This window comes from Streptomyces populi, from assembly GCF_002911015.1.
In the GTDB taxonomy this organism is placed as follows: domain Bacteria; phylum Actinomycetota; class Actinomycetes; order Streptomycetales; family Streptomycetaceae; genus Streptomyces; species Streptomyces populi.
Map to the genome: position 1 here is coordinate 1 of NZ_KZ626849.1, position 25032 is coordinate 25032.

At 68.9% G+C, this 25032-nt stretch carries 19 protein-coding genes, 2 tRNA genes and 1 pseudogene; 8 read left to right on the forward strand and 14 right to left on the reverse strand.

Translation table 11 applies throughout. From position 1 onward, the window contains the following. Positions 1–253 precede the first annotated feature (253 nt). The gene (locus tag CW362_RS07835) at positions 254–1300 is read right to left on the reverse strand and encodes an AraC-like ligand-binding domain-containing protein (RefSeq protein WP_103548637.1); all 1047 of its coding nucleotides are present in this window, start codon (positions 1298–1300) and stop codon (positions 254–256) included. Positions 1301–1788: 488 nt separating this feature from the next. Further along, positions 1789–1980 carry a hypothetical protein gene (locus CW362_RS07840; RefSeq protein WP_103548638.1) on the reverse strand — a complete coding sequence of 64 codons (192 nt, stop codon included), beginning with the start codon at positions 1978–1980 and terminating at the stop codon, positions 1789–1791. A gap of 453 nt (positions 1981–2433) precedes the next feature. Here CW362_RS07840 and CW362_RS07845 point away from each other — a divergent pair, with 453 nt between their 5' ends. Beyond that, positions 2434–3111 carry a GAP family protein gene (locus CW362_RS07845; protein WP_103548639.1) on the forward strand — a complete coding sequence of 226 codons (678 nt, stop codon included), beginning with the start codon at positions 2434–2436 and terminating at the stop codon, positions 3109–3111. 191 nt (positions 3112–3302) lie between these two features. Here CW362_RS07845 and CW362_RS07850 read toward each other — a convergent pair whose 3' ends face one another. The 3 genes from CW362_RS07850 to CW362_RS07860 all read right to left on the reverse strand — a co-directional run bounded on the left by CW362_RS07850 (position 3303) and on the right by CW362_RS07860 (position 4737). Then, entirely contained in the window at positions 3303–3584 is a 282-nt protein-coding gene (locus CW362_RS07850; protein ID WP_420856863.1) for an NUDIX hydrolase, read from the reverse strand. 119 nt (positions 3585–3703) lie between these two features. After that, positions 3704–4129: a hypothetical protein gene (locus tag CW362_RS07855; protein ID WP_206300892.1), complete on the reverse strand. Its 426-nt coding sequence runs from the start codon at positions 4127–4129 to the stop codon at positions 3704–3706. Positions 4130–4446: 317 nt separating this feature from the next. Beyond that, positions 4447–4737 carry a hypothetical protein gene (locus tag CW362_RS07860; protein WP_103548640.1) on the reverse strand — a complete coding sequence of 97 codons (291 nt, stop codon included), beginning with the start codon at positions 4735–4737 and terminating at the stop codon, positions 4447–4449. A 436-nt stretch (positions 4738–5173) separates the two neighbouring features. Between CW362_RS07860 and CW362_RS07865 the strand changes: the two genes are divergently transcribed. Next, positions 5174–5809, forward strand: a complete 636-nt coding sequence (locus CW362_RS07865) for a hypothetical protein (RefSeq protein WP_240657715.1) — start codon at positions 5174–5176, stop codon at positions 5807–5809. A 345-nt stretch (positions 5810–6154) separates the two neighbouring features. Here CW362_RS07865 and CW362_RS07870 read toward each other — a convergent pair whose 3' ends face one another. The 4 genes from CW362_RS07870 to CW362_RS07890 form a co-directional block, all read right to left on the reverse strand. After that, a complete protein-coding gene (locus tag CW362_RS07870) occupies positions 6155–9133 on the reverse strand; it encodes a tetratricopeptide repeat protein (protein ID WP_103548642.1) in 2979 nt (992 codons plus the stop codon). Next, the gene (locus CW362_RS07875; protein WP_103548643.1) at positions 9130–9555 is read right to left on the reverse strand and encodes a hypothetical protein; all 426 of its coding nucleotides are present in this window, start codon (positions 9553–9555) and stop codon (positions 9130–9132) included. The genes CW362_RS07870 and CW362_RS07875 overlap by 4 nt, the downstream gene beginning before the upstream one ends. A gap of 837 nt (positions 9556–10392) precedes the next feature. Next, positions 10393–10989, reverse strand: coding sequence for an SMI1/KNR4 family protein (locus CW362_RS07880; protein ID WP_103548644.1), 597 nt, complete (start codon positions 10987–10989; stop codon positions 10393–10395). Between the two features lie 1918 nt (positions 10990–12907). Then, on the reverse strand, positions 12908–13105 hold the full coding sequence (locus CW362_RS07890; RefSeq protein WP_103548646.1) for a hypothetical protein: 198 nt from the start codon (positions 13103–13105) through the stop codon (positions 12908–12910). A 493-nt stretch (positions 13106–13598) separates the two neighbouring features. Here CW362_RS07890 and CW362_RS07895 point away from each other — a divergent pair, with 493 nt between their 5' ends. The 3 genes from CW362_RS07895 (at position 13599) to trxA (ending at position 15766) form a co-directional block, all read left to right on the forward strand. Continuing rightward, the gene (locus CW362_RS07895; protein ID WP_162683996.1) at positions 13599–14828 is read left to right on the forward strand and encodes a hypothetical protein; all 1230 of its coding nucleotides are present in this window, start codon (positions 13599–13601) and stop codon (positions 14826–14828) included. 189 nt (positions 14829–15017) lie between these two features. Next, a tRNA-Tyr gene (locus CW362_RS43205) sits at positions 15018–15100 on the forward strand. A 339-nt stretch (positions 15101–15439) separates the two neighbouring features. Next, the gene (gene trxA, locus CW362_RS07900) at positions 15440–15766 is read left to right on the forward strand and encodes a thioredoxin TrxA (protein WP_103548648.1); all 327 of its coding nucleotides are present in this window, start codon (positions 15440–15442) and stop codon (positions 15764–15766) included. 163 nt (positions 15767–15929) lie between these two features. On the opposite strand, the gene CW362_RS07905 is transcribed toward trxA, so the two are convergent. Then, positions 15930–16307, reverse strand: coding sequence for a cupin domain-containing protein (locus tag CW362_RS07905; RefSeq protein WP_103548649.1), 378 nt, complete (start codon positions 16305–16307; stop codon positions 15930–15932). A 65-nt stretch (positions 16308–16372) separates the two neighbouring features. Between CW362_RS07905 and CW362_RS07910 the strand changes: the two are divergent. Next, positions 16373–16855, forward strand: a pseudogene (locus tag CW362_RS07910) (tyrosine-type recombinase/integrase); the annotation flags it as partial. A 67-nt stretch (positions 16856–16922) separates the two neighbouring features. Here the strand turns inward: CW362_RS07910 and CW362_RS07915 are convergent. Continuing rightward, a tRNA-Val gene (locus CW362_RS07915) sits at positions 16923–16997 on the reverse strand. Positions 16998–17411: 414 nt separating this feature from the next. Between CW362_RS07915 and CW362_RS07925 the strand changes: the two genes are divergently transcribed. Next, positions 17412–18260: a DUF4097 family beta strand repeat-containing protein gene (locus CW362_RS07925; protein WP_103548650.1), complete on the forward strand. Its 849-nt coding sequence runs from the start codon at positions 17412–17414 to the stop codon at positions 18258–18260. Positions 18261–18712: 452 nt separating this feature from the next. Continuing rightward, a complete protein-coding gene (locus CW362_RS07935; protein WP_103548652.1) occupies positions 18713–20062 on the forward strand; it encodes a hypothetical protein in 1350 nt (449 codons plus the stop codon). A 122-nt stretch (positions 20063–20184) separates the two neighbouring features. On the opposite strand, the gene CW362_RS07940 is transcribed toward CW362_RS07935, so the two are convergent. The 3 genes from CW362_RS07940 to CW362_RS07950 all read right to left on the reverse strand — a co-directional run bounded on the left by CW362_RS07940 (position 20185) and on the right by CW362_RS07950 (position 24915). Continuing rightward, on the reverse strand, positions 20185–21318 hold the full coding sequence (locus CW362_RS07940) for an amidase domain-containing protein (protein ID WP_103548653.1): 1134 nt from the start codon (positions 21316–21318) through the stop codon (positions 20185–20187). 171 nt (positions 21319–21489) lie between these two features. Next, positions 21490–22788: a polysaccharide deacetylase family protein gene (locus tag CW362_RS07945; protein WP_420856864.1), complete on the reverse strand. Its 1299-nt coding sequence runs from the start codon at positions 22786–22788 to the stop codon at positions 21490–21492. A gap of 93 nt (positions 22789–22881) precedes the next feature. Continuing rightward, on the reverse strand, positions 22882–24915 hold the full coding sequence (locus CW362_RS07950) for a transglycosylase domain-containing protein (protein WP_103548654.1): 2034 nt from the start codon (positions 24913–24915) through the stop codon (positions 22882–22884). Between the last annotated feature and the right edge of the window lie 117 nt (positions 24916–25032).

The following is a 25032-nucleotide window of genomic DNA, read 5'->3' on the forward strand; positions in this document are numbered from 1 at the left end:
GCGGGCGAAGCGCACGAGAAGGCCTCGCCCTTGACGGCGCGGAGCCGGATGCGGACGGTGGCGCCTTCGGAGGGATCGCCGCTGTTCCACGGTCCGGGCGGCCGCCGCCGCGTCGGCCGGTCCGAGGGCGGGGGAGCTCGCGCCGGCCGGGGTCGCGGCGGACAGGGAGGTGAGGGCGCGGTTCCTCGGTCTCTTCTTCATCGGGCTTTCTCTGCGGGTGCGGTGTCGACCCGTCGAGACTGCCGCAGCGCCCTCACCCCGTGTTGGCACTGCCTCCACGGATGGTTGGCGCTGCGTCCACAGCTCCCTCGTTCCGCGCACCGGTCAGGGCCTGGAGCCGGTACTCCCTGGGTGAGAGGCCGTAGGCGGCGCGGAAGGAGCGGGTGAGGTCGGAGGCGCGGGGGATGCCCCAGCGGGCGGCGACCGTGTGGATGGCCGTGGTCCGGTGCGCGGGGTCGGCCAGGTCGCGGCGGGCCCCTTCCAGCCGCAGACGCCGGATGCAGGCCGCGACGGTCTCGCCGTCGTTGTGCGGAGGGAAGATCCGGTGCAGGTAGCTCAGCGAGATGTGGTGGGCGCCGGCTATCGCGGGGGGTGTCAGCTCCGGGTCGTGGAGGTTCCGCCGGATGAACGCATGGACACGCCGGGCCATGACCTGCTGACGGCTCTCCGGCGGCAGGGCGGCCTCGGAGTCCAGGAGGTGGGCCAGCCAGGCCGACACCAGGTCGATCGTGGCCGTTCCCAGCCGGGGCGCGTCGCGGGGCTCCAGCAGGTCGGCCTGGCGCTCCACCCCGAGCAGGAACTCCGTGAGGAGGACAGCGGTTCCCACGCTCCCCGGCAGGGCCCGGCCCAGCAGCTCCCGGACCCGGTGCGCCGGCAGGGGCAGCAGGCTCTTCGGCAGGTCCACGCCGATGCCCCGGACCGCACCGGGGTCCTCCTGGTCCACCGGCCTGAGGTCGTACGGCTGGGAGCTGTCGGCGATGTGCAGGTCACCGGGCCCGAACACATCGGTCCGTCCCACGTGGTCGAGCGCCATCCGCCCGTCGAGCAGCAGCGTCAGGTGGTACAGCTCGGGGTCGGACTGGCGTACGAGCCTGGGGCTTCGCCGGTAGCGCGCGGGCCTGAACGAGGTCGGCCACACGGTCACGGGCCCCAGCTCCATCAGGCGGTGGCGCGCCCAGAAGTCGGTGATGTGGGTGCTCGTGATGTCACAGGGCGACCGCGTCCGGCTGACCATCTCCCGCCAGAAGTCGAACCTGTCCGCCTCCGGTATGTCGTCACTCCGGAATTCGATCCCGATCATCGCGTCCCGTCCCTGGGTTCCGGCTGCGTACGCGGCCGGAGCCTTCGCACTCCACCGACGATCCGGTGCTCGGCCCCGCCCCTGCGCCTACGTGGACACCGTCCTCTTCGAGAACCATACGGGCGGCCTCCGACAGCGCTTCACCACCCGCCTCCGCCGCGGAATCACCGCGCGCACCGACCTCGCCCAAGGGCTCGCCCGGCCGATCCGCCCAGTTCCGCCGGACGTGCCGCCTGGCACATCGTCACAGCGGCCGACAGGTCCGCCGGCCGTCGTCCTGTCGCTCGAGGAGTACGAGGCCGCCAGACCTCATGGACCGGCCGCACTCGGGACAGGCCGGGGCGTCGCTGGTGCTGCGCGGCGCCTTGACCTGGCGGCCTCTTCGTCCCGAAGCAACTCGCACGGGGGCCGCTTCCGTGTCCGTGTGCCGTGATCGGCCGGTGTTCCCCGGGCTTCCCTGCTCGATCGGGCACGGGAGGGGCGTGCTTCTAGTCGTCGAGCCATGGGCCTCGGGTGACTTGCTTGTGAAGTCGCTCGTCCAGGCAGCTCAGGTGGGCCCAGACGAACTGCGTGCTCTGTTCTCCCGCCCGCGTGATCTCCAGTGTGACGCCGTCGCCGGAGAGGCCGACGTCGGTGGTTTCCATACAGAACGCGCAGCTCACCTGCTCCTTGATGTCCATCTGGTGAATGTAGCCCGCAGTGTGCGGATCGAGTTCGGTGGAGGGCCTGGACCGGAGCTGCTACAGGTCACCGGCCTGCCGGTCTCCGCCGACCATCCGCCCCGGCTCCCCTTCCGTCCGCCGTCGACCTGCACACCGTGGAGCGGGCGTGTTTCCCGGCGTCCAGGTGGAGCGTCCTGCCGGACGGACGACTGTGTTCGCTTCCCTCCGGGTGGCTTCGGCAGCAACTGCGACAGGCCCGGTCGACGGGGGCTCGTGAAGCGGGTCGTTCCGCAGACGCGTGATGTCGGCGAGTCCGGAAGGTGCCAGGACTCCGGCTCGGGCAGCATCAGGAGCCGTGAAAAGCAGCGGGCCGCAGCGGTCCACGGAGGCTGCGTCGCTCGTGCGGCAGTCCGGTGTGGCCGCTGAAGGGGTGCGTTGATCCGTGCTCGGACCGGAGGGAAAGGGGATCGGGTGCTCATCCAGGCGGTAGGGGCCATGCTGCCGGCGGCGTTGGCGGTCGCGCTCAGCCCCTTCCCTCTGATTGGAATCGTCCTGATCCTGTCCGGCGCGCGGGGTCGCCGTAACGGTCTGCTGTTCGCGGTCGGGTGGATCACCGGCCTGACGGTCACGGCGACGCTCGTCGCGGTGCTCTTCGGCGGGGCCGACGACCCCGAGAGCACATCGTCGGCGATCGCGGACTGGGGACGGGTACTGGCTGGAGGAGCTCTCATCGTCCTGGGGGTACGTAAGTGGTGGCAGCGCCCGCGCGCCGGTGAGCAGGCAGAGCCACCACGCTGGATGGCGTCGCTCGACGACGCCACGGCCGGAAGGGCGTTGCTCCTCGGTGCATTGCTGTCGGGCGCCAACCCCAAGAACCTCGTCCTGACGGCGTCGGCCACAGCCTCGATCGTCGAGGCGGGCGCCCACGACGTCGGCCTCGCCGTGGCGGTCGCCGTATTCGTACTCATCGCCTCCTGCACCGTGCTGGGAGCCGTCGGCATGCATCTCGCCGGAGGGCAGCGCGCCGCAACGTTCCTGGACGGCGTCAGGCAGTTCATGGTCACCAACAGCACTGTGATCACGGTGCTCGTACTGCTTCTCCTGGGCGCAAGCGTCCTGGGTGACGGGCTGTCCGGTCTGGGCCGCTGAGACTTCTCCGCGACCGGCGTCGAAGTCCGGGAAGAAGCCGCCGAGATTCCGGACGCCTTCGGGCACCGGTCCGGAGGGCCGAAGAGAACAGGCAGACGATCCATTCCTCAGACAGCCGCCCACGACCGCCACGAGCACCCGGGGAACCGGTTACACAAGCCCTTGAGCTGCGGCTTCAAGTCGGCGGAAGCTCAGTGGACGACCAGGGCCACGGCTCCCGGCTTCATGTTCTTGCAGACGCCGCCGAGTTGTCCGACGGCGACCTCGATACCGGTCTCTTCGAGGACCTCGCGCGCTACGCCTGTCTGCGGTTCCTCGTCCGGCTCCAGGACTCCGCCGGGCAGCTCCCGGGCGCGCTGTCCGCCCGACGGACGACGCGGACCCTGCCGTCCCAGCGAACGGCAGCGCCACCACCCGTGAGCTGATGCGGCGCATTTCGAACCGCCGGCATCCGCCTTGTAGGTTCGCTCCAAGCTCTGGCGCCGTGGGCCTCGACGCGTGCGCTGGGACTGTGCGCGTCTGCCGGCAACTGGGCCTGTTCACAGCCGTTGATGTCGGTCTTGGATGTCAGCGGGGCTCTCGCCGCCCCGTGTCACGTCACAGCCGGGCGAGCCCCGTGACGTTCGTAGAGCCGATTCATCTGCTGGATCCAGAAGCTGAACTTTTCGTCCTTCGATGCGCTCATGGGCAGAAGCTGGAGCTCCTTGGCCAACTGATAGAAGCCCGGTCCAGCATCGTTGGCGTCCAAATAGTTCACCAGGGCCGAGAGCATGAGGGGAGGGGCGGAGGGGGAGTCCGCTTGATCTCGCTCCACGATCAGCCCCAGCAAGTGGCCCATGGCGGCCCGCTCGTCTGCACGCTCGAAGTCGAAGGCCCTGCAGCCTGTTCGTCTGGCCAAGGTGACGTTGAGCTCGGTGTACGAGGTGACCTTGCCGAGCTTCGCTCGCTCAACAAGGAACTCTCGCCCCGCGCCGACCAGCGAGTCCCACTCGCTGTCCGCGCGACCGTATCCCGGCATCCCGCCCGCCCCCTCTGAGCCGAACCGATCTGTAAGCGGAACTTACAAGGCCGGCGGTGTGCCCACAATCGCTCGATCGGTGGATGACTGCGTTGCAAGGGCGGACGTGGTCAGCGCGGAGTTCCCCAGGTCGCTCCTGCTGTAGCCGCGGCCCGGGTGAACCGCGCATCTCGACTGTGGCGGACCGTGGCCGACCGCACGATGTGGCACGGCTGTGGCATGGGGACCGCTTCGTCCCGAAGCTACTTGGGCGAGCGCTCCACCTTGGCTTGTTGTGCCGCTTACCAGACCGGCGTGGGCTCCTGAAGGGCCTGCCTTCAGGGACCGAGCACGCCCAGCGCGCCGAGCAGGAGGCATGCGGTACCGAAGAGGAAGAACCCGCCCATGGCGATGACGCATGCACCGAGCTTCCCAACGCCGGCCCTCTTGCCCTCTTGTGGCACCAGCGAGCCCAACGCCTTGTGCCGGAAGTCGAGATACGCGGGTAGCCGTCCCGTTCGCCGCAGAGTCCGACCGACACTGATGAGCGCCATGCCAAAGATCAGCGTGAGCAGGCTCGTCTGGAACTGGTAGACCGCGTCATGCCCGCCCGAGACTGCGATGATCACGAAGGTCCCCCCAGGACGTGCCGGGCAGCGCTGCTGACCGGCGGAAAGAAGCGCCCCATCTTGCCTGACGGCCAGCCCCCGGGGAAACGTGTTCCGCCGAGGGGCTGTGACCTGGGGTTCCACTGCCGTTCTCGGTGGCCCACCTGTCACTGTCGGTCGCCGTCGGTCGCCCTCGGCGCCCCTCGGACGGCCCAGGGACGGCCCAGCCCTGGCGAACTCGACCGACGGCGGCACCACAACTACCTGCAAGGCTGGCCTCGTCCCCCGCTTCCTGCGCGGTCGATGAGATCCAGTAGTCTCCCGCTGTCCCGGAGGGGGGCCAATGAATCACAGGGTGCGGGGCGCAGTTCTGTCGGTGGTCGCTGCAGTTGTCCTCCTCTGCTTGGCCTACCAGCAGAAGCTGTTCGTGTCGGCGGAGCCCGCTTCATCGGGCTCCATGAGTGCCACGGCACTGAGTGGAGGCGGGTTCTCCGACGGCAACGAGTGTGGAGTCAAGGGCTTCCACCACTTCGCGCTGCCTGCAGACGCCTCCTCGCCGCCGTCCCCCGACACCCCGCAGGTCGGTCCGCAGCTCGCCCTCGGCGCCTACGGATACCAGCAGATGTCCGACAGCCCGGGCCACTTCACCATCCAGCTTCTCTTCGCACCCCGCGGGAAGCAGTCGCTGGTCCTGTCCCGGACGCTAGGGACGGACGGAGTCGCGGTGGAGATCGAGGGTCCGCACGGGCTGGTAGGCGGCGCGCACGGGCTGCCGGTCACCTGGAACCATCCCACGACCGCCAACCGCGACAACGCGATGCGCATTGACGCGGTTGGCGGTGGAAGCGCTGAGGTCTCCCTGCCGGTACAGGCCTTGTGCCCCGGCTACCAGGGCGCCAGTGTCATGAAGGGACTTCTGGCGCCGATCGACTCCAGGAACACGATCACAGGGCAGCCGGCCTACACCCTGACCGTGTCCGTCTCCGACCCGGGTATCGGAGAGCTACGCAGAACGGTCCGCTCTGCGGTCAGCGGGGATCTGCTCAGCGCCAGCAACCTCGTGCCGCTCGACAAGCCGATCACCCGCCCTTGAGGGAGCCTTCCAGGAAATTGCGGGTCTCTGGTCTCGGTCTCTGCGCGAGATGGGTGACGAGAATCGAACTCACGCTCCCAGCTTGGGAAGCTTGGTTCTTTCCGGTCGGTTGCTGGGTTGACCTGCGGCGGAGCGGCTACGGCAGCCGACGGGCCGACGACCTGGTCCCCGCCATTCCCCGTGGTTCCCCGTACGACCTGGCACGGTTCTGGCGCGACCTCTTCGTCCCGAACTATCGGCTGGTGGGCCACCGGTGGTTCTCGGACTGCAATCAGCCGTGTGTGGCCGGCGAGGTACAACCTCGATCACCTAGGTTGCTGTACCTCCGTGCTGTACCGCTTCTGCTTATTGACGGGCTCTGGCGAGGTTGTTGCGGCATTGCACCGTGTGGGGGTGGGTGTCGCCCAGGACTTGCTCGCACTGGGCGAGGGTGGCTTCCAGTAGTGAGACAGCTCGCCGCAGATGGCCCGCCGCGTGATACACGACGGCGAGGTTGATGCGGCTGTTGAGGGTGTGGGGGTGGGTGTCACCCAGGACTTGCTCGCACTGGGCGAGGGTGGCTTCCAGTAGTGAGACAGCTCGCCGCAGATCGCCCGTCGCGTAGTAGGCGCCGGCGAGGTTGTTGCGGCATTGCAAGGTGTGGGGGTGGGTGTCGCCCAGGACCTGCTCGTACTGAGCCCGGGTGGCCTCGTAGAGCGGGAGAGCACGCTGCAGATCGCCTGCTGCCTTGTAGGCGTGGGCGAGGTTGTTGCGGTTGGTCAGGGTGTCGGGGTGGGTGTCGCCCAGGGTCTGCTCGTACTGGGTGAGGGTGGCCTCATACAGGGGGATGGCGCGGCCCAGATCGCCTGCTGCCTTGTAGGCGTGGGCGAGGTTGTTGCGGTTGGTCAGGGTGTCGGGGTGGGTGTCGCCCAGGGTCTGCTCGTACTGGGTGAGGGTGGCCTCGTACAGGGGGATGGCGCGACCCAGGTCCCCCGCTGCCTTGCAGGCGCCGGCGAGGTTGATGCGGCCGCTGAGGGTGTGGGGGTGGGTGTCGCCCAGGACCTGCTCGCACTGGGCGAGCGTGGCCTCCAGCAGAGGGATGGCACGGTCACAATTCCCTGCCGCTGTGTAGGCACCGGCGACGTTGATGCGGCCGTTGAGAGTGTCCGGATGGGTGTCACCCAGAACCTGCTCGTACTGGGCGAGGGTGGCTTCCAGTAGTGGGATAGCTTGCCGCAGATGGCCTGCCGCGTGATACGCGATGGCGAGGTTGTTGCGACTGTTGAGAGTGTCGGGGTGGGTGTCGCCCAGGGTCTGCTCGCGTTGAGCGAGAGTGGCCTCATACAGAGGGATGGCACGGTCCAGGTCCCCCGCCGCACTGTATGAGCTGGCGAGGTTGTTGCGGCTGGTCAGGGTGTCGGGGTGGGTGTCGCCCAGGGTCTGCTCGCGTTGAGCGAGAGTGGCCTCGTGCAGGGGGATGGCACGGTCCAGGTCGCCCGCTGCCTTGTAGGCGTAGGCGAGGTTACTGCGGCTTTGCAAAGTGTCGGGGTGGGTGTCGCCCAGGGTCTGCTCGCGTTGAGCGAGAGTGGCCTCGTACAGGGGGATGGCACGGCCCAGGTCCCCCGCGGATTCGTAGGAACTGGCGAGGTTGTTACGGCACCGTAGGGTGCTGGGGTGGGTGTCGCCCAGGGTCTGCTCGTACTGGGCGAGGGTGGCCTCGTACAAGGGGATGGCGCGCCGTAGATCGCCCGCTGCGTAGTAGGAGCTGGCGAGGTTGTTGCGGCCGTTGAGGGTGTTGGGGTGGGTGTCGCCCAGGGCCAGCTCGTACTGGGCGAGGGTGGCCTCGTACAGGGGGATGGCGCGGCCCAGGTCTCCCGCCGCACTGTAGGAGCTGGCGAGGTTGTTGCGGCTGTCGAGGGTGTTGGGGTGGGTGTCGCCCAGGGCCAGCTCGTACTGGGCGAGGGTGGCTTCGCGTAAGGGGATAGCGCGCGCCGTGTGGCCTTGCTGGTGAAGCCGATGGCCAGCGATCTCGTACAGGCTGGTCAATGGGCTGTCGTCGTGTTCAGCCTGCCTGGTGCCCGCCAGAGCAACGAGATGAGGCGTCAGCGCGTCCCACTGCTCTTCGGCAGAGGCGTCTTGGGCGGGGAGGGGGGTCAGGCTGCGGAGGACCGCTTGTTCAGCGCGGTCGCGTCCCTGCAAGCGACAGGGCAACTGAGTGTCGTCGGCGTTCTGAGTGCTACGCAGGACGGTCTGGACTAGGCGGTGGATACTCAAAGTGGTACCGGTGTCAGTGACCATGCTGTAGGCGGCAAGGATTCCGACGGCTTCAGCGATGTCGTCCGGATCGGTGCCGGGCGGCGTGAGCAGGCTGTGCGGGATGTCGTCGGGGGCCAGCCAGGCGGCGGTATACAGCACCTCGACAGCCCTTGGATCAACCTTCTCCAAGGTGTGGAGGGTGACGTTCCAGATGCGAGTGAGGGTGCGTTCGGTATCGGTGCCGTGGGCGGTCTTGGCGAGTTTGGTGTCCAGGCGGCGGCGGTAGGAGTCCGGGCTGATGGCGCGGTTCTGGGCCAAGTAGGCGCCGGCCTGCTTGATCGCCAGAGGGAAGTACCCCAGCTCGGCGGCAAGAGAGCGGGCTTCTGCCTGCTGGCGGGGGGTGGGAGCCGTCCCCTTGAACACGAGCCGGCACAGCAGGCTGGTGGCGTCGTCGGGGTCGAGGTTGCCCAGGGTCAGGGTGGGGGCGCCGTCGGGCCAGCCAGTGGCGCGGCGGCTGGTGGCGAGGTGATGACCTTGGTGGAGTGCACCGGCGTAGGGGGTGAGGTCATCGGGGTTCTCCACGTTGTCGTAGACCAGCAGCCAGCCCGGATGCCAGGCAAGCCACTGCATCGCCCACGCCAACTGCGCCTGCCGGTCTGTGGTGGCGGACCAGTCGGGTACCAGGGTGCGGGTGAGATTGGTGAGGGAGGTCTCGATCTCGTCGGGGGACGAGGCGTTGATCCACCAGATCAGGGCGTAGTCGCCGCGGTGGCGGTGGGCGTAGTGCAGGGCGAGCGTCGTCTTGCCGATCCCGCCCAGACCGTGCAGCGTCCCGCTCTGCGTGATCGCACTCTCGTGCCTGCTGGTCAGGATGCGCCGTAGCCAGTCCAGTTCGTCCTCCCGCCCCAGGCAGAAGGCGGCCGGAGGCAGATTGGAGGTACCCGGTGCCGCAGTGACCCTGCCTGGAGCGTGCAGTGCCTCGGCCGGCAGCACATCACCGGTGTAGGCATTGCCGATCTGCCCGGCGGCGATCGACCGCGGTCCGACCGCCTCGATCCCCGACCAAGACGTGTCTTCGTCGCCGTTCACGGCCGTGGCGCGGCGTGACCGTCACCCGTGATCGCGGTACCGATGTGCTGAGCGGCGATCGACCGCTCACCCGACGCCGTGACATTGACCGTGCCCGGCGCGGGAGCAGGCAGCAGGGAGGCCAGCTCCTCCCGGAGCACGGGATCGTCCCGCAACGCGTGCCTGAGGAGTCGGCTCAGCACAGCCGTGGAGTACGCCTCGTCCTGCTCGTCGGCGGCCTCGCCCACCACGCGTTCCAGCTCCGCCCGACCCGCTTCGTCCCGGCGGCGCCAGAGCAGTTGAAGGATCTGTTGCCCGAGACCGACCGTGGCGTCGGCCGCAGCATTTTGCACGCGGGTCAACACCGCCACACCGTATGCCGTCACCGCCGCCGTCGCGGCCGGCCCCGCCTGCCCGACCAACTGCACGATCTCAGCATCCATTTGATCCCCGATCCACACGGCTCTGAAAGGAATCAGCGTAGAAACAACGCCCTAGCCTTGAGGCCAAAACGCCCGAATCATCTGAAGCAGCTCCCGCGAACACCTCTCTGGTCACCGACCCGAACATGACTGCACCGGAGGGGGACGGACCGTAGTTTTGTAAGGGCGGTCGTGGTCGTGAGAGAAGTTCCCCAGGTCGCTCCGGCTGTAGCGACAGACCAGGTGAACGGCGCATCTCGACTGTGGTGAACGGTCGTTGACCGTGGTTGACCGCACGATGTGGCACGGCCGCGGCACACGACCTTCTGATCCGTAGCTCGACAGGGATCGGCCGAAGGCGGGTCATAGAGGTCGCGGCCTGGTCTCTCAGAGTGGCTGTTGGCCGTAGTCGGTTGCTGTGGCTGCTGTACTTATGTGCTGTACAGCTTCGGGCCTCTGCCGGGCGAGGCGCGGTTCCCGCGGCTGATCAGGGCGGAAGAGCGGGCGTTCCCCAGGTCCCACTGTTACTGCCCGATGTCTTCCGCTCAATCGGGCATACGGTGGATGACGCGGCGGCGGAGTCGCCGGGCGCGGATCTCGCCGTAGAGCACGCATGTCGCAAGCATGAAGAGCAGGAGCCCTATGGCCGCCGACCACGGCTCGGACATCCACCGGTGGCCTATGAACGCCCAGCCGGCGGAGACCGGAGCGGCGAGGAGGTACCCGCGCAGGCGTACCCGCAGCCGACTTACATCGGGCCGTGGTTCAACCCGCTGAGGTTCAACGCCGATCGCTGCTGTCCGGGCCTGTTGGTGTCAGCTAATTGGTGTCAGGTGACAGGAGCCCCGCAGCGCCACATCAGAACGGCTTGAAGGTCGGCCGTACGGGGCCGATCTCACCGTTGGCGACCAATTCCTCCAGGTCTTCAGGTTCCAGGAACTCAAGGTCTTCCGGTTCGATGCCGTGGTAGCGGTCTACGTCAAGCAGCTGCCGTGCGAACGTGAGGGCGAAGCTTGAGAACGGACCATCGAAGGTCTCGCAGCCCTCCTCGTGGACCATCGTGACGACCTTCCAGCGATCTGGGTCCGGGTCGCAGGGCAGGAAGAAGTGCTCGTCGCCGCTGTAGTCGTATCCCCAGGAGATCAGCCCACCAGGTGCGGGGTGAAAGGGGTACGGAATGTGCCCGGAGTCGCCGCGGCTCAGGGCCCTGTCTCGGCGCTCGGTGAACGTCTGGTGCGTCTTGCGCATGCGCGCTAGGAGCGGGCTCGATCCGGTGGGGTGGAAGACAACGAGCTCGCCGGACATGACCCCGCTGCCATAGGCGTCCAGGAACCTTTTGTAGTCGCTGGGCAGCGCGGACCCTATGTGCTGCTCGACTTCGTCCCAGTCGGCCGGGTTCGGTTGCCGATGGGCAGGAGCCCCCAGTAGGGCCTGCAACTCATCCAACGAGGACATGCACTGCTCCAAGACTGGCCAGCGGTGATCTGCGCCGCCAACCTTATGATTCAGCCGTCTGCCTGCAACGCCAAGGTCGGTGGAACGACTTTGGGCGGGAGCTGCCATGGGGCGATCGGTCATGTCCCCGTAAGCTTCCGGCGCGTCGGGCAGTCTGTGGACCTGCCCGTTAAAGCACGACGCTGGGGCCATGATCTTCGAGGCTCGCCCCATGGTGGCTGCCTAGAGCCATGGAGCCGACCGCCCCAGCCATAGCGGGGTTTCTCCTCGCATAGGCGCGGTCGCCGTCCGGCCGGTGGCCTGGTGCGGGATCAGCGGGCCGTACGAACGCCGGCGCATCTGGCAGCGTCGGCCCGCATGCCACCGCCACCACGATCCGGCCTCTTTCGGTGACCCAACACGTATTTGACCTGCACCGTTGGGGATCACCGTTCGCCCCGTGCCCGTGTTGGAATGTGGCCGCTGCGTGCGGCGACGGACGGGCGGCGCCGTGCGGCCGGCGGCGAAGACAGGTGAGGCGGCGCGGCGGCGACCGGCCGGCGACGGCCAGATCAGGAAGGTGAAGCGGCCTCCGCGCGGTCCATCTGGCACGTGAGTGGCACGGCGGCCCCGACCGGCCGGAAACGACAGAGGCCCAGATCACCGGATGCACACCGGCTGACCTGGGCCTTGTTCGTGTCCTGAGACTGGTGGGCGCGGACGGTTTCGAACCGCCGACATCCGCCTTGTAAGTTCGCTCCCAGCTCGACATCACCTGCCGAAACGGGCCCGCTGGTCGCTCGCGCATCCGGCTCCAGCCATCGCCGTGTGCCATCGTTCGCCGTCGTTGATGTCAGCTGGTGATGTCAGGCAGATGGACGGTCTATGCGCTGACGTCCAACTCGCGTGCACGCTGTCGGGCTTGGGCTCTCAGTTCCTTACTGGACGCCCGCTCGAAGTGCCAGCCATAGATCCCTGCCGCGGCTGGCACCGGACTGGGGCGCAACAAGTCCTCCTGCGCCGACCACAGCCGGTCCGGTTCGGTGAGGGCGGCATGGATCACGGAGCCTCCAAGATCGCCGAAGGGACTGCCTGCCTCAGGCTACTGAGGTTTCCTCAACGGTGATCACTGCTGTCCGCCATCGCGGGTTCGTCGGCGCCACCAGGTCGCAGTGGGCGCCGCGACGGCAAGCGCGAAAAAGACGCCCGCACTGGTCACGTACGGTTCCGTCAGACCTTGAGCAAGTGCGTAGAGCCCACCAACCGTACCGCCGCCGGCAAGGCTCAGCGCGGGCGGCCAGGAGCTGGTGGCCACTCCTACGAGCACCAACACCATCGCTGGCAGACCCAGAAGAAAAAGCGCCCACGTGTACAACTCGTAGCCGTCTGCGGCCACACAGCCGCCGCGCGGCCCCCGCCTGCAGCCACCTTCGATGAGCCCAGCGATGCCCCAGCTCACAGCGAACCCCACTACGACGCCGGCCGGAACCCACCACCAGTTCGTCTCGTCGAACGCCCCATTTCCCGACGGGCGCCCCGCGCTCGTCCTCGCCTTCCCCCCATGTCCTGGCATGGGGTGATTGTAGGAACCAGCGCCAAGATCCGAACACCAGATTCAATGAACTGGCTGACGACGGCAGCCCCTGGCCGCTACCGAACACCGCCGCTTTGTAAGGGCGGAGGGACGAGCTACCTCTCGCGCCCAGGTCACACGGGCTCTAGCAACAGCCCAGCTCACTCGTGCATCTCGACCGCGGCGAACCGTCATTAACCGTGGTTGACCGCCCGATGTGGCACGACTGTGGCACGTTCCGAGTAGCCCAGGGCTTAGAAGGCGCTCGGTGCGTCGCACGGATCACCCCCTCTCACCTGCACCGCTCCCCCACCGTGGCGCCCTGTCGGCCAGGCGTCGACACGCATTCGACAGGGCCAGGGTTCGCTACGGCCGCCGGTAGACCTCGGGGTCGAATCCCTCCCCGGGTGACCTGGAGAAGCTCACATAGACGGGGTACTCGGGATCGCCCACCTGCATGTCGGCAAACTGATCCACGTCGTGGTTGGCGAACCGGTGCAGATACTGGAGAAACAACTCCAGCTCTGTTTTGGACAGTGGCTCGTCGTGCCGCTCATTGCGCATGCGTGCACGATACGAGCAGAGCTGGAAGGGGCGTTGCGGAGTCGCCCACTTCCAGCGTCGTGAACCCATGGCGCCGACTTCGGGGAGCACCGCTTTAGGAGTTCGATCCAAGTTCGCTCCGGCCGTTGTCGGCTGATGGTGCGACGGCCGGACAGAGGCGCTGGTGTACGCACCCGTCCGGCGTCGTCGATGTCAGCCATGGATGTCAGAAGCCTCCCGACCCGTGCCCCCAAGGAGATCGGCCTCGACCGGCCTTCCGCGGGCGGACGCCCGCGATGGTGCCCGACGCGCTGCGCCGCGGGCCAGGCCGTGGCAGCCCCTCGGAATCCGCCATGAAGCCCGGCACAACCCTGGGCCCGCCGGACTTGTCCTCACAGGCAAAGGCCTTGCGCCCGGGCTCGCCGGCACGTTCGCGGCGCCTGCCCCGCTCCGCCCGGGCCACGTTCGAAAGGGACACGTGATCAGACGGATCGGGTTCGGTCGGGTATGTGCGGTGACGGCTGCGGTGCTGGGCGGAGGGCTGCTCCTGGGCGTGCCGGGGACGCACCAGCCCGGGCGGGGGGATGCGGGGCTGGTGCCCGCGGGCAGCAGTCGCGTCCTCCCGGCGGAGAGCGCGGAGGACGAGGACCGGCTGACGTTCGACCGTCTGGAACAGGACGGTGGCAAGCTCATCCACGGAGGGACGACGTTCCGCGTGCGGAGCGGGCTCACCTATCACGGCGAGCGGGCACTGCGGCAGGTCGCCGTCTCCATGAAGGTGTCCGAGGGGATCTCGTTCGCGACGGAGTACAGCAACTGCGAGTACGGCACCGAGGAGCCGTCCTCCCCGGAGTTCCGGGGCTCCCGCCAGGCGCTGTGCCTGATCGAGGCGCGGGTCGAGTCCGGCGAGTCCGTCGACCTGGCACCCATCCCCCTGAAGGCGGGCAGTCTGGCCAGCTCAGGAGACGTGGACATGACCGTGGGAGAGGTCGAGCAGAGGGGCTGGTCCAACCGCAAGTGGCGGGACCGGCATCGGGGCCGGGGCGAGGAGCTGACCCTCGCGCGGCGCACCGGCAGCGTGCCGCCCGCCGCCGGCCGGGCCGGCGGCACGCACAGCCCTCTGTTCGAAGACACGCACGGCGTTCTGTTCGTGCCCATGGACAACCCGTGGGATTTCGAGGTGACGGGCGCCGCGCTCAAGGGCAGGAAGGGCGAGAGGGTCACAGCCGACCTGGCCCTGGACTTCCACGGCGCCAGCGTCTGGGCCCAACACAGCATCGAGAACGACGATCCGTTCGCCAATGTCGAAGTGCGGCTCCCCAAGGGCGTGACCGTGCTGAGCGACCCGGAGAAGTGCAAGATCACCGACCGCAGGCCGGTGAAGACATATACGTGCGAATACGATGTGTACACCTCCGACTTCGAGGTAGCCCTGCTCCGGGACGGGTTCCACATCGCCTATCCCTTCGAGCTGCGGATCGACGACCCGTCCAGGCTCACCGGCGGCAGGATCCGTGTCGTGGACGCCCAGGCCAGGCCGCTGCGGGGCGACGCCAAACCCGGAAACAACACCGCTCCCATCACCGCTCCCATCACCCCCGGTGCAGCCGACGGCTCCGGTGCAGCCGACGGCTCCGGTACGACGGCTTGGGTCGTAGCCGCGGGTACGGCAGCCGTGGCACTGACCGGGCTCCTCACCGCCACCCTGATCCGCACCCGCCGCGCCCGCCGACGGACGGACTGACACCACCTGGCAGGATCCGCCCCCTCTTTTGGATGCCCTGGAGTTCCTCGACTCACCTACGCCGACGGGCACCTGCGCAAGTGCCCGCTGTGCCGCCTCTGAGCAGGGGCGGCACTGTTGTCGACCGCCGTCATCCGTCGACGCCGGCCACGCTCGGACGGCCCGCAGACGGCCCCGGGATAACTCTGGGGCGGCGTCGGCAGGCCGCGCCCCACGCACAGTCTGTAAATCTGCCGGCTTCGCCTTCCCAGGTTCGAATCCTGGCGCCGCCGCCCTAACGGGAATCGGCCCCTGACCAGTAAGTTTGGTCAGGGGCCGTTCTCGTTCCCGGCTCACGCCAGTACCCGCCGCACCCCGCTGTTCCCCGCCCGTTCTGGCACGGCCGTGGCATGCGTCGTGACCTTGATCATGTGGCGGCGTTCCGCGCCTGCTTCCTTGGCCGGCGGTACCGATGCCACTTGGGTCCACGGCGGACCGCCACGCGGTTGGCGCAAGTGCTGGTCGATCACCCCCCGCCAGTAAGCACAAGGGTCGAAGGTTGCGTTACCGTGAGTGATTGATCAAGCTCTTTCTGTTACGAGAGGGCGCGCCTTCAAGCACCGAGGAGACAGATGTCCTCCCTGATCAAGCAGGTGAGCGACGCGTCTTTTGACGCAAAGGTACTGAACGCTGAGGGTCCAGTGTTGGTCGACTTCTGGGCTGCCTGGTGTGGGCCGTGCAAGATGATCGCTCCACTGCTGGACGACATCGCCTCGGAGTACGAGGACAAGCTCACCGTGTTCAAGCTCAACATCGATGACAACGAGAAGACGGCGCCGAAGTACGGGATCCGAGGCATCCCTACCCTGTTGCTGTTCAAGGACGGCCAGGTCGCAGCCACCAAGGTCGGAGCCGTCAACAAGCCCCAACTGCAAGCATTCCTCGACGCGAACATCTAGCCCCCAGGCCGTAGCTGTTCCTCAGCCCACCACCCGCCCCAGCTCCCATCCCGTACGCCGTCGACCGGGTCTGGTGCAGGTCAAGATGTCACCCGATCGTGCAGCAGACCCGTTCTATCCCTGGATTCGGCGTTCCACCGTGCTGGTCGCCCCCACCAATTCCTCAGCCGCCTTGCTGCTGGCTCATCCACTCCGCGATGGCTTGCTCAAGTTCGGCGAGCTGTTCGGTCGGGCTGAATTGCAGGAGTTCGGTGCCGGCATCGACGTAGGGCCGGTGGCCAGGCGGGGTGTAGAACGCATCACCGGTCTCGTACACCTCCTCGTGGTCGTCGAAGACGAAGCGCACGTGTCCGGCAAAGACGTAGCCCCAGTGAGGGCAGGGGCACTGACTCCCGGGCAGGGCTTTGAGCGGGCCATCGAGGTCGGTGTCCGCGGCGAAAGATACGAACTCGACCGTGTAACCGTCCATGTCCTCGCGCCGGTCGGTCACCGGACCGAACTCCTGTACCCGGGATGCGGTGATTTTGGAGATCTTGGGCATAGTCGAGACGAGACCATAGATCGCGCGCCCCGACCCGCTGGAAGGCCCTTCAGGGTGAACCGAGCTTGGAGCAGCGCGAGATCAGGGTCCGCAAGCAGCGGCAACGGGCCGGAGGGGTGGCGTGCGAGGACGATCCCAAGGGGCGGCGGCAGGTGCTCCAGCTGCCGGCCATGTGCGTGGCCCCTCTGCGGTACCAGCGGATGCGCCAGGCCGCGATGCGCGAGCGGGCAGGTGATCGTTGGGAGGACAGTGACTACGTGTTCACCACGCGTACGGGGCGGCCCATCGAGCCGCGCAACGTCTACCGCTCCTTCACCCGGGTCGCCGGGAACGCGGGCCTTCGGGTCATCCGGCTGCACGACGCCCGGCACGGGTGCGCGACCCTGCTCACCGCGGCCGGTGTGGCGCCCCGCGTCGTGATGGAGATCCTGGGGCACAGCCAGATCGCCGTCACGATGAACGTCTACGCGCACGTCGTCCAGGACACGCAGCGCGAGGCCGTCAGTCACATGGATCGGCTGCTCACGCGGCGGCTACAGCGCGAGTAACCACGGCACTGATGTCAGATCGGGATGTCAAAGGCCCCCAGCCATGATCGGCTGGGGGCCTTTTTCCTGGTGGGCGCGGACGGTTTCGAACCGCCGACATCCGCCTTGTAAGGGCGGCGCTCTACCGCTGAGCTACGCGCCCAGGACGAGTCGACAGCCTACATTGCCCGGGGGGATGCCCCGCAAACCCGTATCGGGCGAGCGGGTGGCGGAGCCGACGAGGGGGCCGGGCCGGAAAGCCCCGCCGGGCCGGACGGAGGCGGAAGGCCCTGTCGGGCCAGGTGGTGGCGGAAGGGCCCCGCCGGGTCGGGTGGTGGAGGCGGAGGGGCTCGGGCCGGTGGCTCGGGGGTTATCCCCACCTTCCGTCCGGGAGTGGCCCGGATCGTGCCGGGCTCCGTGGCTGCCTACCGTCGAAGAGGCTTCTCCGACCGGCTCCGGTCGGAGTGCAGAAGGCCCGAGGTTCCGATGTCGTCCCGGAGTTCCGGGCTTCGGGGTCTCCGGGTCCCGAGTGCCGAGTGCCGAAGTCCTCGCAGACCGTCCCAGGGGGAGACCGATCATGACCCGCACACGTACACGTACACGCATACGCGCCCGCGGCACCGGCACCGGCCGGAGCCGTGGGCACGGCGCCGCGCGCACCACCCGCGCCCGCGCCGTCGCCCTCACCGCTCTCGTGCTCGGGCTCGTCGCCGGTGCCAGCGCGTGCGGCGCGTCCGCCGGGGACGACAAGGAGCCCGAGCAGCGGTCCTTCGGGCTGCACGGGCGGACCCTGACCGTCGACTCGGACGACTCCGCGCTCGATCTGGTGGTGTCGGACTCCGCGAAGGCCGGTGAGGTCCAGGTCACCCGGTGGTTCCAGGGGCATGTCGCCCTCGGCGGGGACCCGAGGGTCACCTGGGCGATGGAGGACGGCGACCGGCTGGTGCTGCGGATGAAGTGCTCGGGTGTCGTCGCCGACTGCTCGGCCCGGCACCGGATCGTCGTGCCGCGCGGGGTGGCCGTGAAGGTCGAGGACGGGGACGGCCGGGTGAGCGCGAAGGGCTTCACGGAGGCGCTGAGCATTCGTACGGCGGACGGCGCGGTGCGGGTCAGCGACTCCTCGGGAGCGCTGGATCTGCGCAGTGGAGACGGCTCGATCCGGGCCGTCGGCGTGGACGCACGCAGCGTCCGGGCCCGTACCGACGACGGCTCGGTACAGCTCGAACTCGGCGCCGTGCCGGACCTGGTGGACTCCCGCAGCGGCGACGGCTCCGTCTCGATCGTGCTGCCCCGGGCCGTCTACCGGGTGACAGCCGGCAGCGGGGACGGCTCGGTCCACGTGGACGTGCCTCGCGACGGTTCCAGCTCCCACCGGGTCTCCGCGCACACCGACGACGGAAAGATCACGGTGCGAACAGCGAACTGACCGGCCCGTGTGTTCGTCTTCAACCGGTGGGAGAATGACAGCCGGCAGGGCGGATGACAGCACGGGAGAGGGATGTGACGGCGACACCTTCGCGGCCGTATTCGCCGTTCGCGGGACCCGCGCGGCCTGCACGCCCCCTCGGCGGCCTCCGGCGGGCTCTCCCGCCACCACGCCCGACGTCGCCGACGGCATCGACCGCGTCGGCGGCTTCTGCGGCATCTACGGCGTCTACGGCATCGATGGACTCGGGGTGGCCGCGCCAGCCGGAACGATCCGGGCGGCCCGTACCGGCGGAGCGGCCCGTACCGGCGGAGCGGCCTGTTCCGCCGGAGCGGCCTGTTCCGCCGGAGCGGTCCGGACGCCCCGTGCCGTCGGAACGACGCGCGCCGGCGCAGCGGCCCGGCCCCGCGGAGCGACCGGTGCCGCCTGCCCGGTGGGCACGCTCGGCCCGGGTGGAACGCACTCCCCGTCCCTCCGTCCGTCCCTCCGCAACCCGTGACGTGCTCACGCTCGTCGCGCTGCCCCTGCTGGCCGCCCTCGCCCTGCCCGCGGCCTTCGCGGGAGGCGGCACCCGGCGCTGGTTCGGCGGGCGGTCCGAGAGTCAGCGGGCCGAGGCGCAGGCCGCCAAGGACGCCGCCGCGGCGGCGTTCTACGAACTCGACACCGCCCAGCGCGACCTGCGGATCTCGATCGAGACCATCACGGCCGTGGACGACTCCCCGGCCGCCCGGCGCGTGGTCTCCGACTTCGCGGCACTGGGGCGGCGGATCGACGAGGCCAGCCAGAAGTACATCACCGCCGTCGACGCCCATGATCTCGACCGGGACGAGCTGGAGGCGTCGGTCGCCGCGCGGGCCCGCGGTGAACTCGTCGCCGCGAAGGACGAACTGGTCCGGGTGAAGGCCGATCTGGACCGGTTCGAGCAGAGCCTGGCGCCGCTGCTCGGCAAGGCCGAGACCCAGCTCGCCCGGCTGGCCCCGGCCGTCGAGCGCGCCCGGCAGGCGCTGCTCGCCGCCTCGAACGCCCTCGACTCCGTACGGCGGTCGGGGCTGAAGGCCGACGATCTCGCCGCCCGGCTCGCCGCTCTCGCCCCCGAGCTGACCAAGCTCAACCAGGGCGCCGGGCGGCACGGCGTGCCGGAGACGCTGGAGCGTGCCGAGCGGGTCTCGCGGGAGGCCGCGGCGGTCCGCTCGGAGGCGGAGCGGCTGCCGGAGCGGGCCGCCGAGATCGATCACCGGCTCGTCTCGCTGCGGACCCGCGCCCAGGCGTTGACGACCCGCTCGGAGCAGGTGGAGCCGGTGCTGAGCGAGTTGCGGCGGCGGTTCTCGGCGGCGTGCTGGCAGGACCTCCAGCACGTGCCGGAGCAGGCCGCGGAGAGCGTGCGGCAGGCCGAGGCGAAGCTGCGGGAGGCGCGGGCCGCGCGCGAGGCGCAGCGCTGGCCGGACGCGACCTCGCTGCTGTCGACGGTGCGCGCGCTGCTGAACAGCACCGACGAGGCCGTGTCCGCGGCCGGTGACCGGCTGCGGCGGCTGAACGCGGTGCAGAAGGACCCCCAGCAGGAGATCGACCGGACCCGGTTCGCGATCCGGGACGCGCAGCGGCTGGCCATGGCGGGCCGTACGACGCCCGACCCGCGGCAGGCCCGTCCGCTCGACGACTCCGTCGCCCGGCTCGACCGGGCCGTGGCCACGCTGGAGGGCCGGCACCCCGACTACTGGCACTTCCTGACCGAGACGGAGGCCGTGCGGCAGACGGTGGCCCGTGTGGTCGCGCAGATCCGCGAGGAGCGCGGCGGCGCCTGAGAAGCCCCGGGGAGGGTTCCGAGGACGCCCGGGGCGTCCTCGGAACCCTCGCGCGAGCCCCTTTCCCCCGGCTCACCCCCGCGGGGTCTCCGGGGGCCGGTCAGGCGCCGGCCGGGCCGTGATCAGGTGCGGTACGCGTAGTACGCCGCGTTCGGGTACGCCGCGAGGAGGCTCGACACCGACCGGCGGTAGGTGTCGGTGTCGTGGTAGGTCACGTACGGGACCCCGCTCGCGCTCCGGTACGACGTGATCATGGAGTGGTCCTTGGACCCGTCCTTGTCGAAGTCCATCTGCATCACGTCACCGATGTCCATCTGGTAGACGTTCGCCAGGGGCGTGGAGCGCTTGGCGGTCTGGGTGAACCAGGACCACTCGTTGACGCCGACCCAGGTGTCGGTCTGGGTGGACGCCGTGTAGTTCCAGGTGCCGTACTCCTCGCCGGAGCTCGCGACCGTCGCCCAGCCGCCCGCCTTCAGGGACTGGCTGAGGTAGTTGGTGCAGTCGCCGCCGACGGAGTTGAAGCTGCGGTAGGCGGGGTTGTAGTTCTTCCAGTACGTCTCGGCGTACGTGGCCATGGCCGCGTAGTCGTACGGGCCGCCGGTGAGCGTCTTGGGGTTGGCGGGCGCGGGGTACGTGGTCGCTGCCCGGGGGGCGTCGACGACGGCCATCGGGGTCGCGCGGAGCGTCGTCGTGACGGGCTGGTTGACCTGCCGGGGGCCCTTGTCCGTCGAGCGCTCGCCCGTCAGCTTCCAGCCGCCGTGCGGTCCCGCGGCGAAGGTCAGGACGTGGTGGGCGCGGAAGCCCGTGGTGGCGGGCTCGTCCCCGCGGATCTTCCGGTAGGTGAGGGTGGTGGCCTCGGTGACCCAGACGGTGGCCAGCCGGCCCGTGACCCGGGTCCGGTTCACGGTGACCTTCGTGTCGGCGGCGCTGTAGGCCTCGCCGAGGGCCGCGAGGCGGGACCGGGTGCCGTGCAGCGAGGAGACGGCGGTGTTCTCGGTGCGGGCGAGGGTGTCGGGCACCTGTACGCCCGCGGTGGTCGCCCTGAGGGCCGTACGGGCCGTCGGGGCCTCGTCCAGCAGGGCGGCCGTGCGGTCGGTGAACACGGCGTCGGCCACGCGGCCGAAGGCGTCGGCCGTCGACGCGGTCACCCGGGGTGCGGGGGCCGCCGCGTGGGCGGCGGACAGGGGCAGCAGGAGGGCGGAGAGGGTGATCGCCCCCACGACGGAACAACTGCGGCTTAAGTTCTTCGGTGTCACTGGTGATTCTCCTTGATCCCCGGTCGGACTCCAGGGAAGGGAATCTTTACATGTCCCACTCAACTGTGCGGAATCCGGGGGGAGTTCGCGTCAGGTGCAACCAAGTCCCTTATGTCGGAGGTAAGTTGATCTCAATGCGTAGCCGGTGGATCACCGGCCCGGCGGCGGGCCCTACTTCACCACGGTCGACCAGTCCGGCGACTGGGCGGGGTCCAGGCCGCGCAGGCGCTCCAGGGTCTCGGGCTTCTGCACGTCGAGCCAGTTGGACAGCTCTTGGAAGGACACACAGCGAACGCCCTTCTTCGTGCACACGTTCTTGATGACCTGGTCGATGGCCCTCATGTAGATGCCGCCGTTCCAGTCCTCGAAGTGGTTCCCGACGAACAGCGGTGCCCGGCTGCCGTAGTAGACGCGGTTGAAACCGGCCATGTAGGAGTTGACGGTCTGCTGCTCCCACTGCGGGTACTGGGCCGGGTCCCCCTCGGTCTCCCCCTCGGACTGGTTGTAGAGGAAGTTGAAGTCCATGGACAGGCCTTGGTACTTGCCTCCCTCGTAGGGGAGCATCTGGAGCGGGAAGTCCCAGATGCCCTCCTTCTTCTTGGGCCATATCTGGAAGTCGCCCGCGGAGCTGGCGTCGTAGCGCCAGTTGTACTTCTTGGCCGTGGCCTTCATCGCCAGGAGCAGGTTCTTCTGCCCCTCGAGGCAGGGCGCGCGCCCGCCGCTGATGGCTTTCGCGGGGTCGAAGGGCAGCGCCTGCATGTCGGTGTCGCCGGTGTTGGTCTTCCACTTCTCCATGAAGGAGAAGAACTGGTTGATCTCGCTCTCCCACTCAGCGACGCTCCAGTCCTTGCCGCCCTTGTCGCCGCAGAAGTGGCCGTTGAAGTGGGTGCCGATCTCGTTGCCCTGCTTCCACGCCTTGCCGAGCTCCTCCAGCGTGGTGCGGATGTGGTCGTCGGTGGCGTAGCTGATGGCCGCCGAGCCCGGCGAGTGCATCGGGGGTTCGTAGAGGTTCTTCTTGTCCTTGGGCAGCAGGTAGATGCCGGTCAGGAAGAACGTCATGTGGGCGTTGTACTCCTTGGCCAGCTCCCGGTAGTGCGAGAAGAGCTGGTCGTCGCCCTGGAGGGCGCCGTCCCAGGAGAAGACGACGAACTGGGGCGGTTTCTCACCGGGTTTGAGCGGTACGGCCTTCAACTCGCCCTTCTGCGGGCCGGTGTAGGACGTGGATCCGTCGCCCAGCACATGGACCTTGCCGTCCCACGCCGGTTCCTTCTTGGCCTTGGCGGGGCCGGGCCCGTGCGCGCGGGCGGACGCGGCCGGCGTGGTGTGGTCGGTGTTGAGGGCCAGGTAGGTGGCGGCCATGGACGTGACGACGAGGAAGGCCGTCATGGCCGCGAAGCCCTGGCGCGCGTTCGCGGCGGCGGAACCGGGATCGGACTCACGGCGTCGGCGCCGGCTGTGCTTCGAGTTCATACGGGGCACATTCTGCGAGGGGGACGGAAGGAGCTTGGCGCGGCCACCGGGTGGCCGTCGGCGGGGGCCGGGCCGGACGGCCGGCCGACGGGATCAGCGGAGCGGGCTCATGGCACCGGACCAGATGCCGTACGGCACGTCGGCGACGGGTGCGCCGGCGATCCCCTTGAGCGGCAGCGGTTCGAGGCTCTTGGTCAGGTCGATACGGTAGAGGACCACCGCCGTCGACACGGAATCGTTCGAACCCACGTACCAGGCGGCCTTGTCGTCCAGTGTGGCGCCCCGCTTGCCGGCCACCTTCGCCGTGACGGGGGCCGCGCCCGGGTGGCCGGTGCGGAAGGAGTCCGAGAGCGCCTCGGTGACCTGGCGGGCCACCTCCGCGCGCATCGCGCGATGGGGTGCGGGCATGTCCAGCCGGACCTTGGAGCCGTTGCGGGTGAGGCGGTGCACCGAGTACGGCTCGTAGTGCTTTCCGTCGGCGTCGAAGGTGGCGTAGGCGCTGGCCATGCGGATCGCGCTGGGCGTGGCCGTGCCGAGGGACATGCCCGGCACCTGCGGTCCGATGCTGGAGGAGAGCAGTCCCGACGCCTCGGCGGTCGAACGCACCTTGTCCAGGCCGGCATCCATGCCGAGCTGCATGAACGGGGTGTTCACGTTGGAGGCGAGGGCCGTGCGCAGCGTGATCCGGCCGTAGTTCTTGTTGCCCTCGTTGTGGGCGGCGACCTTCTTGCCGCTGCGGTCCCAGTAGGGGCCCTCGGGCGTGCTGACCGGGACGCCGTCGTTGCCGTCGTAGAGGGTCTCGGGGGTGACCGGGGTGGCCGCGCCCTCGCGGGTCTTGTGGACGCCGTTCTCCAGGGCGGCGGCGTAGACGAAGGGCAGGAAGGCCGAACCGGCCGGGACGGTGGTCGCGTTGGACTCGTTGTAGCCCTGCTCGCGGTGGTCGGGACCGCCGTAGACGGCGAGGATCCGGCCGTCGTCGGCGATCGAGGCGGCACCGTAGTGGGCGGCCTTCGCGTTGCCCGGGTCGGCCTTCTTCGCCGCCTTGCGGGCCTTGGTCACGGTGTCGGTGAGCGCGGCCTCGCGCTTGCGGTCGAAGGTCGTGTAGATCTGGTAGCCGCCGAGGTCGAAGTCCCGGTCGGAGATGTGCCCGGCCTTCTTGGCGTACTGGGTCGCCAGCTCGACCAGGTAGTCGCTCTGCTTTCCGGTGTCGTAGCTCCCGGTCTGCTTGATCGGCTCGGGGAACTTCGTGTACTTGGCCCGCTGGGCGGCCGAGATCTTGCCGTAGTCGACCATGCGGTCGAGGATCCAGGACCAGCGCTCCTCGGCGCGCTTGTGGTTGGCCTTGCTCAGGGTGGGGTCGTAGAGGCCCGCGCCCTTGAGGAGCGAGGCGAGGAAGGCGCCCTCGCTGGCGTCGAGGTGACTCACGTCCTTGCCGTAGTAGGCCTGCGAGGCCCGCTGGAGGCCGTAGGTGCCGCGCCCGAACCAGCTGGTGTTGAGATAGCCCTCGAGGATGTCGTCCTTGCTCATCCTGTTGTCGAGCTTGAGGGCAATCATGGCCTCGGTGAACTTGCGGGTCAGCGAACGGTTCTGGGTCAGGTAGACGTTCTTGACGTACTGCTGGGTGATGGTGGAGCCGCCCTGGGTGTCCCCCTGGCCGACCGTCTTCACCAGGGCGCGGGCCAGGCCCTTGGCGGAGATGCCGGGGTCGCTGTAGAAGCTCTCGTTCTCCGCCGCGAGGACCGCCGAGCGCACGTCCACGGGTATGTCCTTCAGCGGCATGTCCTGGCGCCGCACCCAGCCGGTACGGGCCATCGGGGTGCCGTCCGACCAGAAGTAGACGTTGTCCTGCTGGGTGGCGTACGTGTTGAGGTTCTTGGGTATGTCCGTCGCCGCGTAGGCGATGACGAGCAGCGTGCCGCTCAGGCCTATGGACAGGGCCACGGCGCCGAGCCACTGCCGCCAGGAGGGGAGCCAGCGCCGCAGGCCGGTCCGTCCGGGGCGCGGGTACGCGGGTTTGAGGCGCCGGGCGAACGGCGCGAGCCGCGCGGTCAGCCGGGACAGTTTGGAGGGCTCCGCGGGCTTGCGACGGCTGCCGCGGCCGCGCTGCGGTCCGGATGCCTTAGCCATGGCGCACCCCCGCGTCCGGGCGGCCCAAGGGCAGGGGATTCAGGGCATCGGTGCGATGCCATGTCCTGGTCACGACTGCGTCTCCCTCCGCACTTCGGAATTGCGCGCGCGGGTAGT

What these genes read in the sequence shown, in the direction of transcription:
- CW362_RS07905 (WP_103548649.1), bottom strand. Translation starts at nt 16,307, where the DNA reads ATGCCCAAGATCTCCAAAATCACCGCATCCCGGGTACAGGAGTTCGGT.
- CW362_RS07950 (WP_103548654.1), bottom strand. Translation starts at nt 24,915, where the DNA reads ATGGCTAAGGCATCCGGACCGCAGCGCGGCCGCGGCAGCCGTCGCAAG.
- trxA (WP_103548648.1), top strand. Translation starts at nt 15,440, where the DNA reads ATGTCCTCCCTGATCAAGCAGGTGAGCGACGCGTCTTTTGACGCAAAG.
- CW362_RS07945 (WP_420856864.1), bottom strand. Translation starts at nt 22,788, where the DNA reads ATGAACTCGAAGCACAGCCGGCGCCGACGCCGTGAGTCCGATCCCGGT.
- CW362_RS07855 (WP_206300892.1), bottom strand. Translation starts at nt 4,129, where the DNA reads ATGCCGGGATACGGTCGCGCGGACAGCGAGTGGGACTCGCTGGTCGGC.
- CW362_RS07865 (WP_240657715.1), top strand. Translation starts at nt 5,174, where the DNA reads ATGAGTGCCACGGCACTGAGTGGAGGCGGGTTCTCCGACGGCAACGAG.
- CW362_RS07875 (WP_103548643.1), bottom strand. Translation starts at nt 9,555, where the DNA reads ATGGATGCTGAGATCGTGCAGTTGGTCGGGCAGGCGGGGCCGGCCGCG.
- CW362_RS07835 (WP_103548637.1), bottom strand. Translation starts at nt 1,300, where the DNA reads ATGATCGGGATCGAATTCCGGAGTGACGACATACCGGAGGCGGACAGG.
- CW362_RS07840 (WP_103548638.1), bottom strand. Translation starts at nt 1,980, where the DNA reads ATGGACATCAAGGAGCAGGTGAGCTGCGCGTTCTGTATGGAAACCACC.
- CW362_RS07890 (WP_103548646.1), bottom strand. Translation starts at nt 13,105, where the DNA reads ATGCGCAATGAGCGGCACGACGAGCCACTGTCCAAAACAGAGCTGGAG.
- CW362_RS07880 (WP_103548644.1), bottom strand. Translation starts at nt 10,989, where the DNA reads ATGTCCTCGTTGGATGAGTTGCAGGCCCTACTGGGGGCTCCTGCCCAT.
- CW362_RS07925 (WP_103548650.1), top strand. Translation starts at nt 17,412, where the DNA reads ATGACCCGCACACGTACACGTACACGCATACGCGCCCGCGGCACCGGC.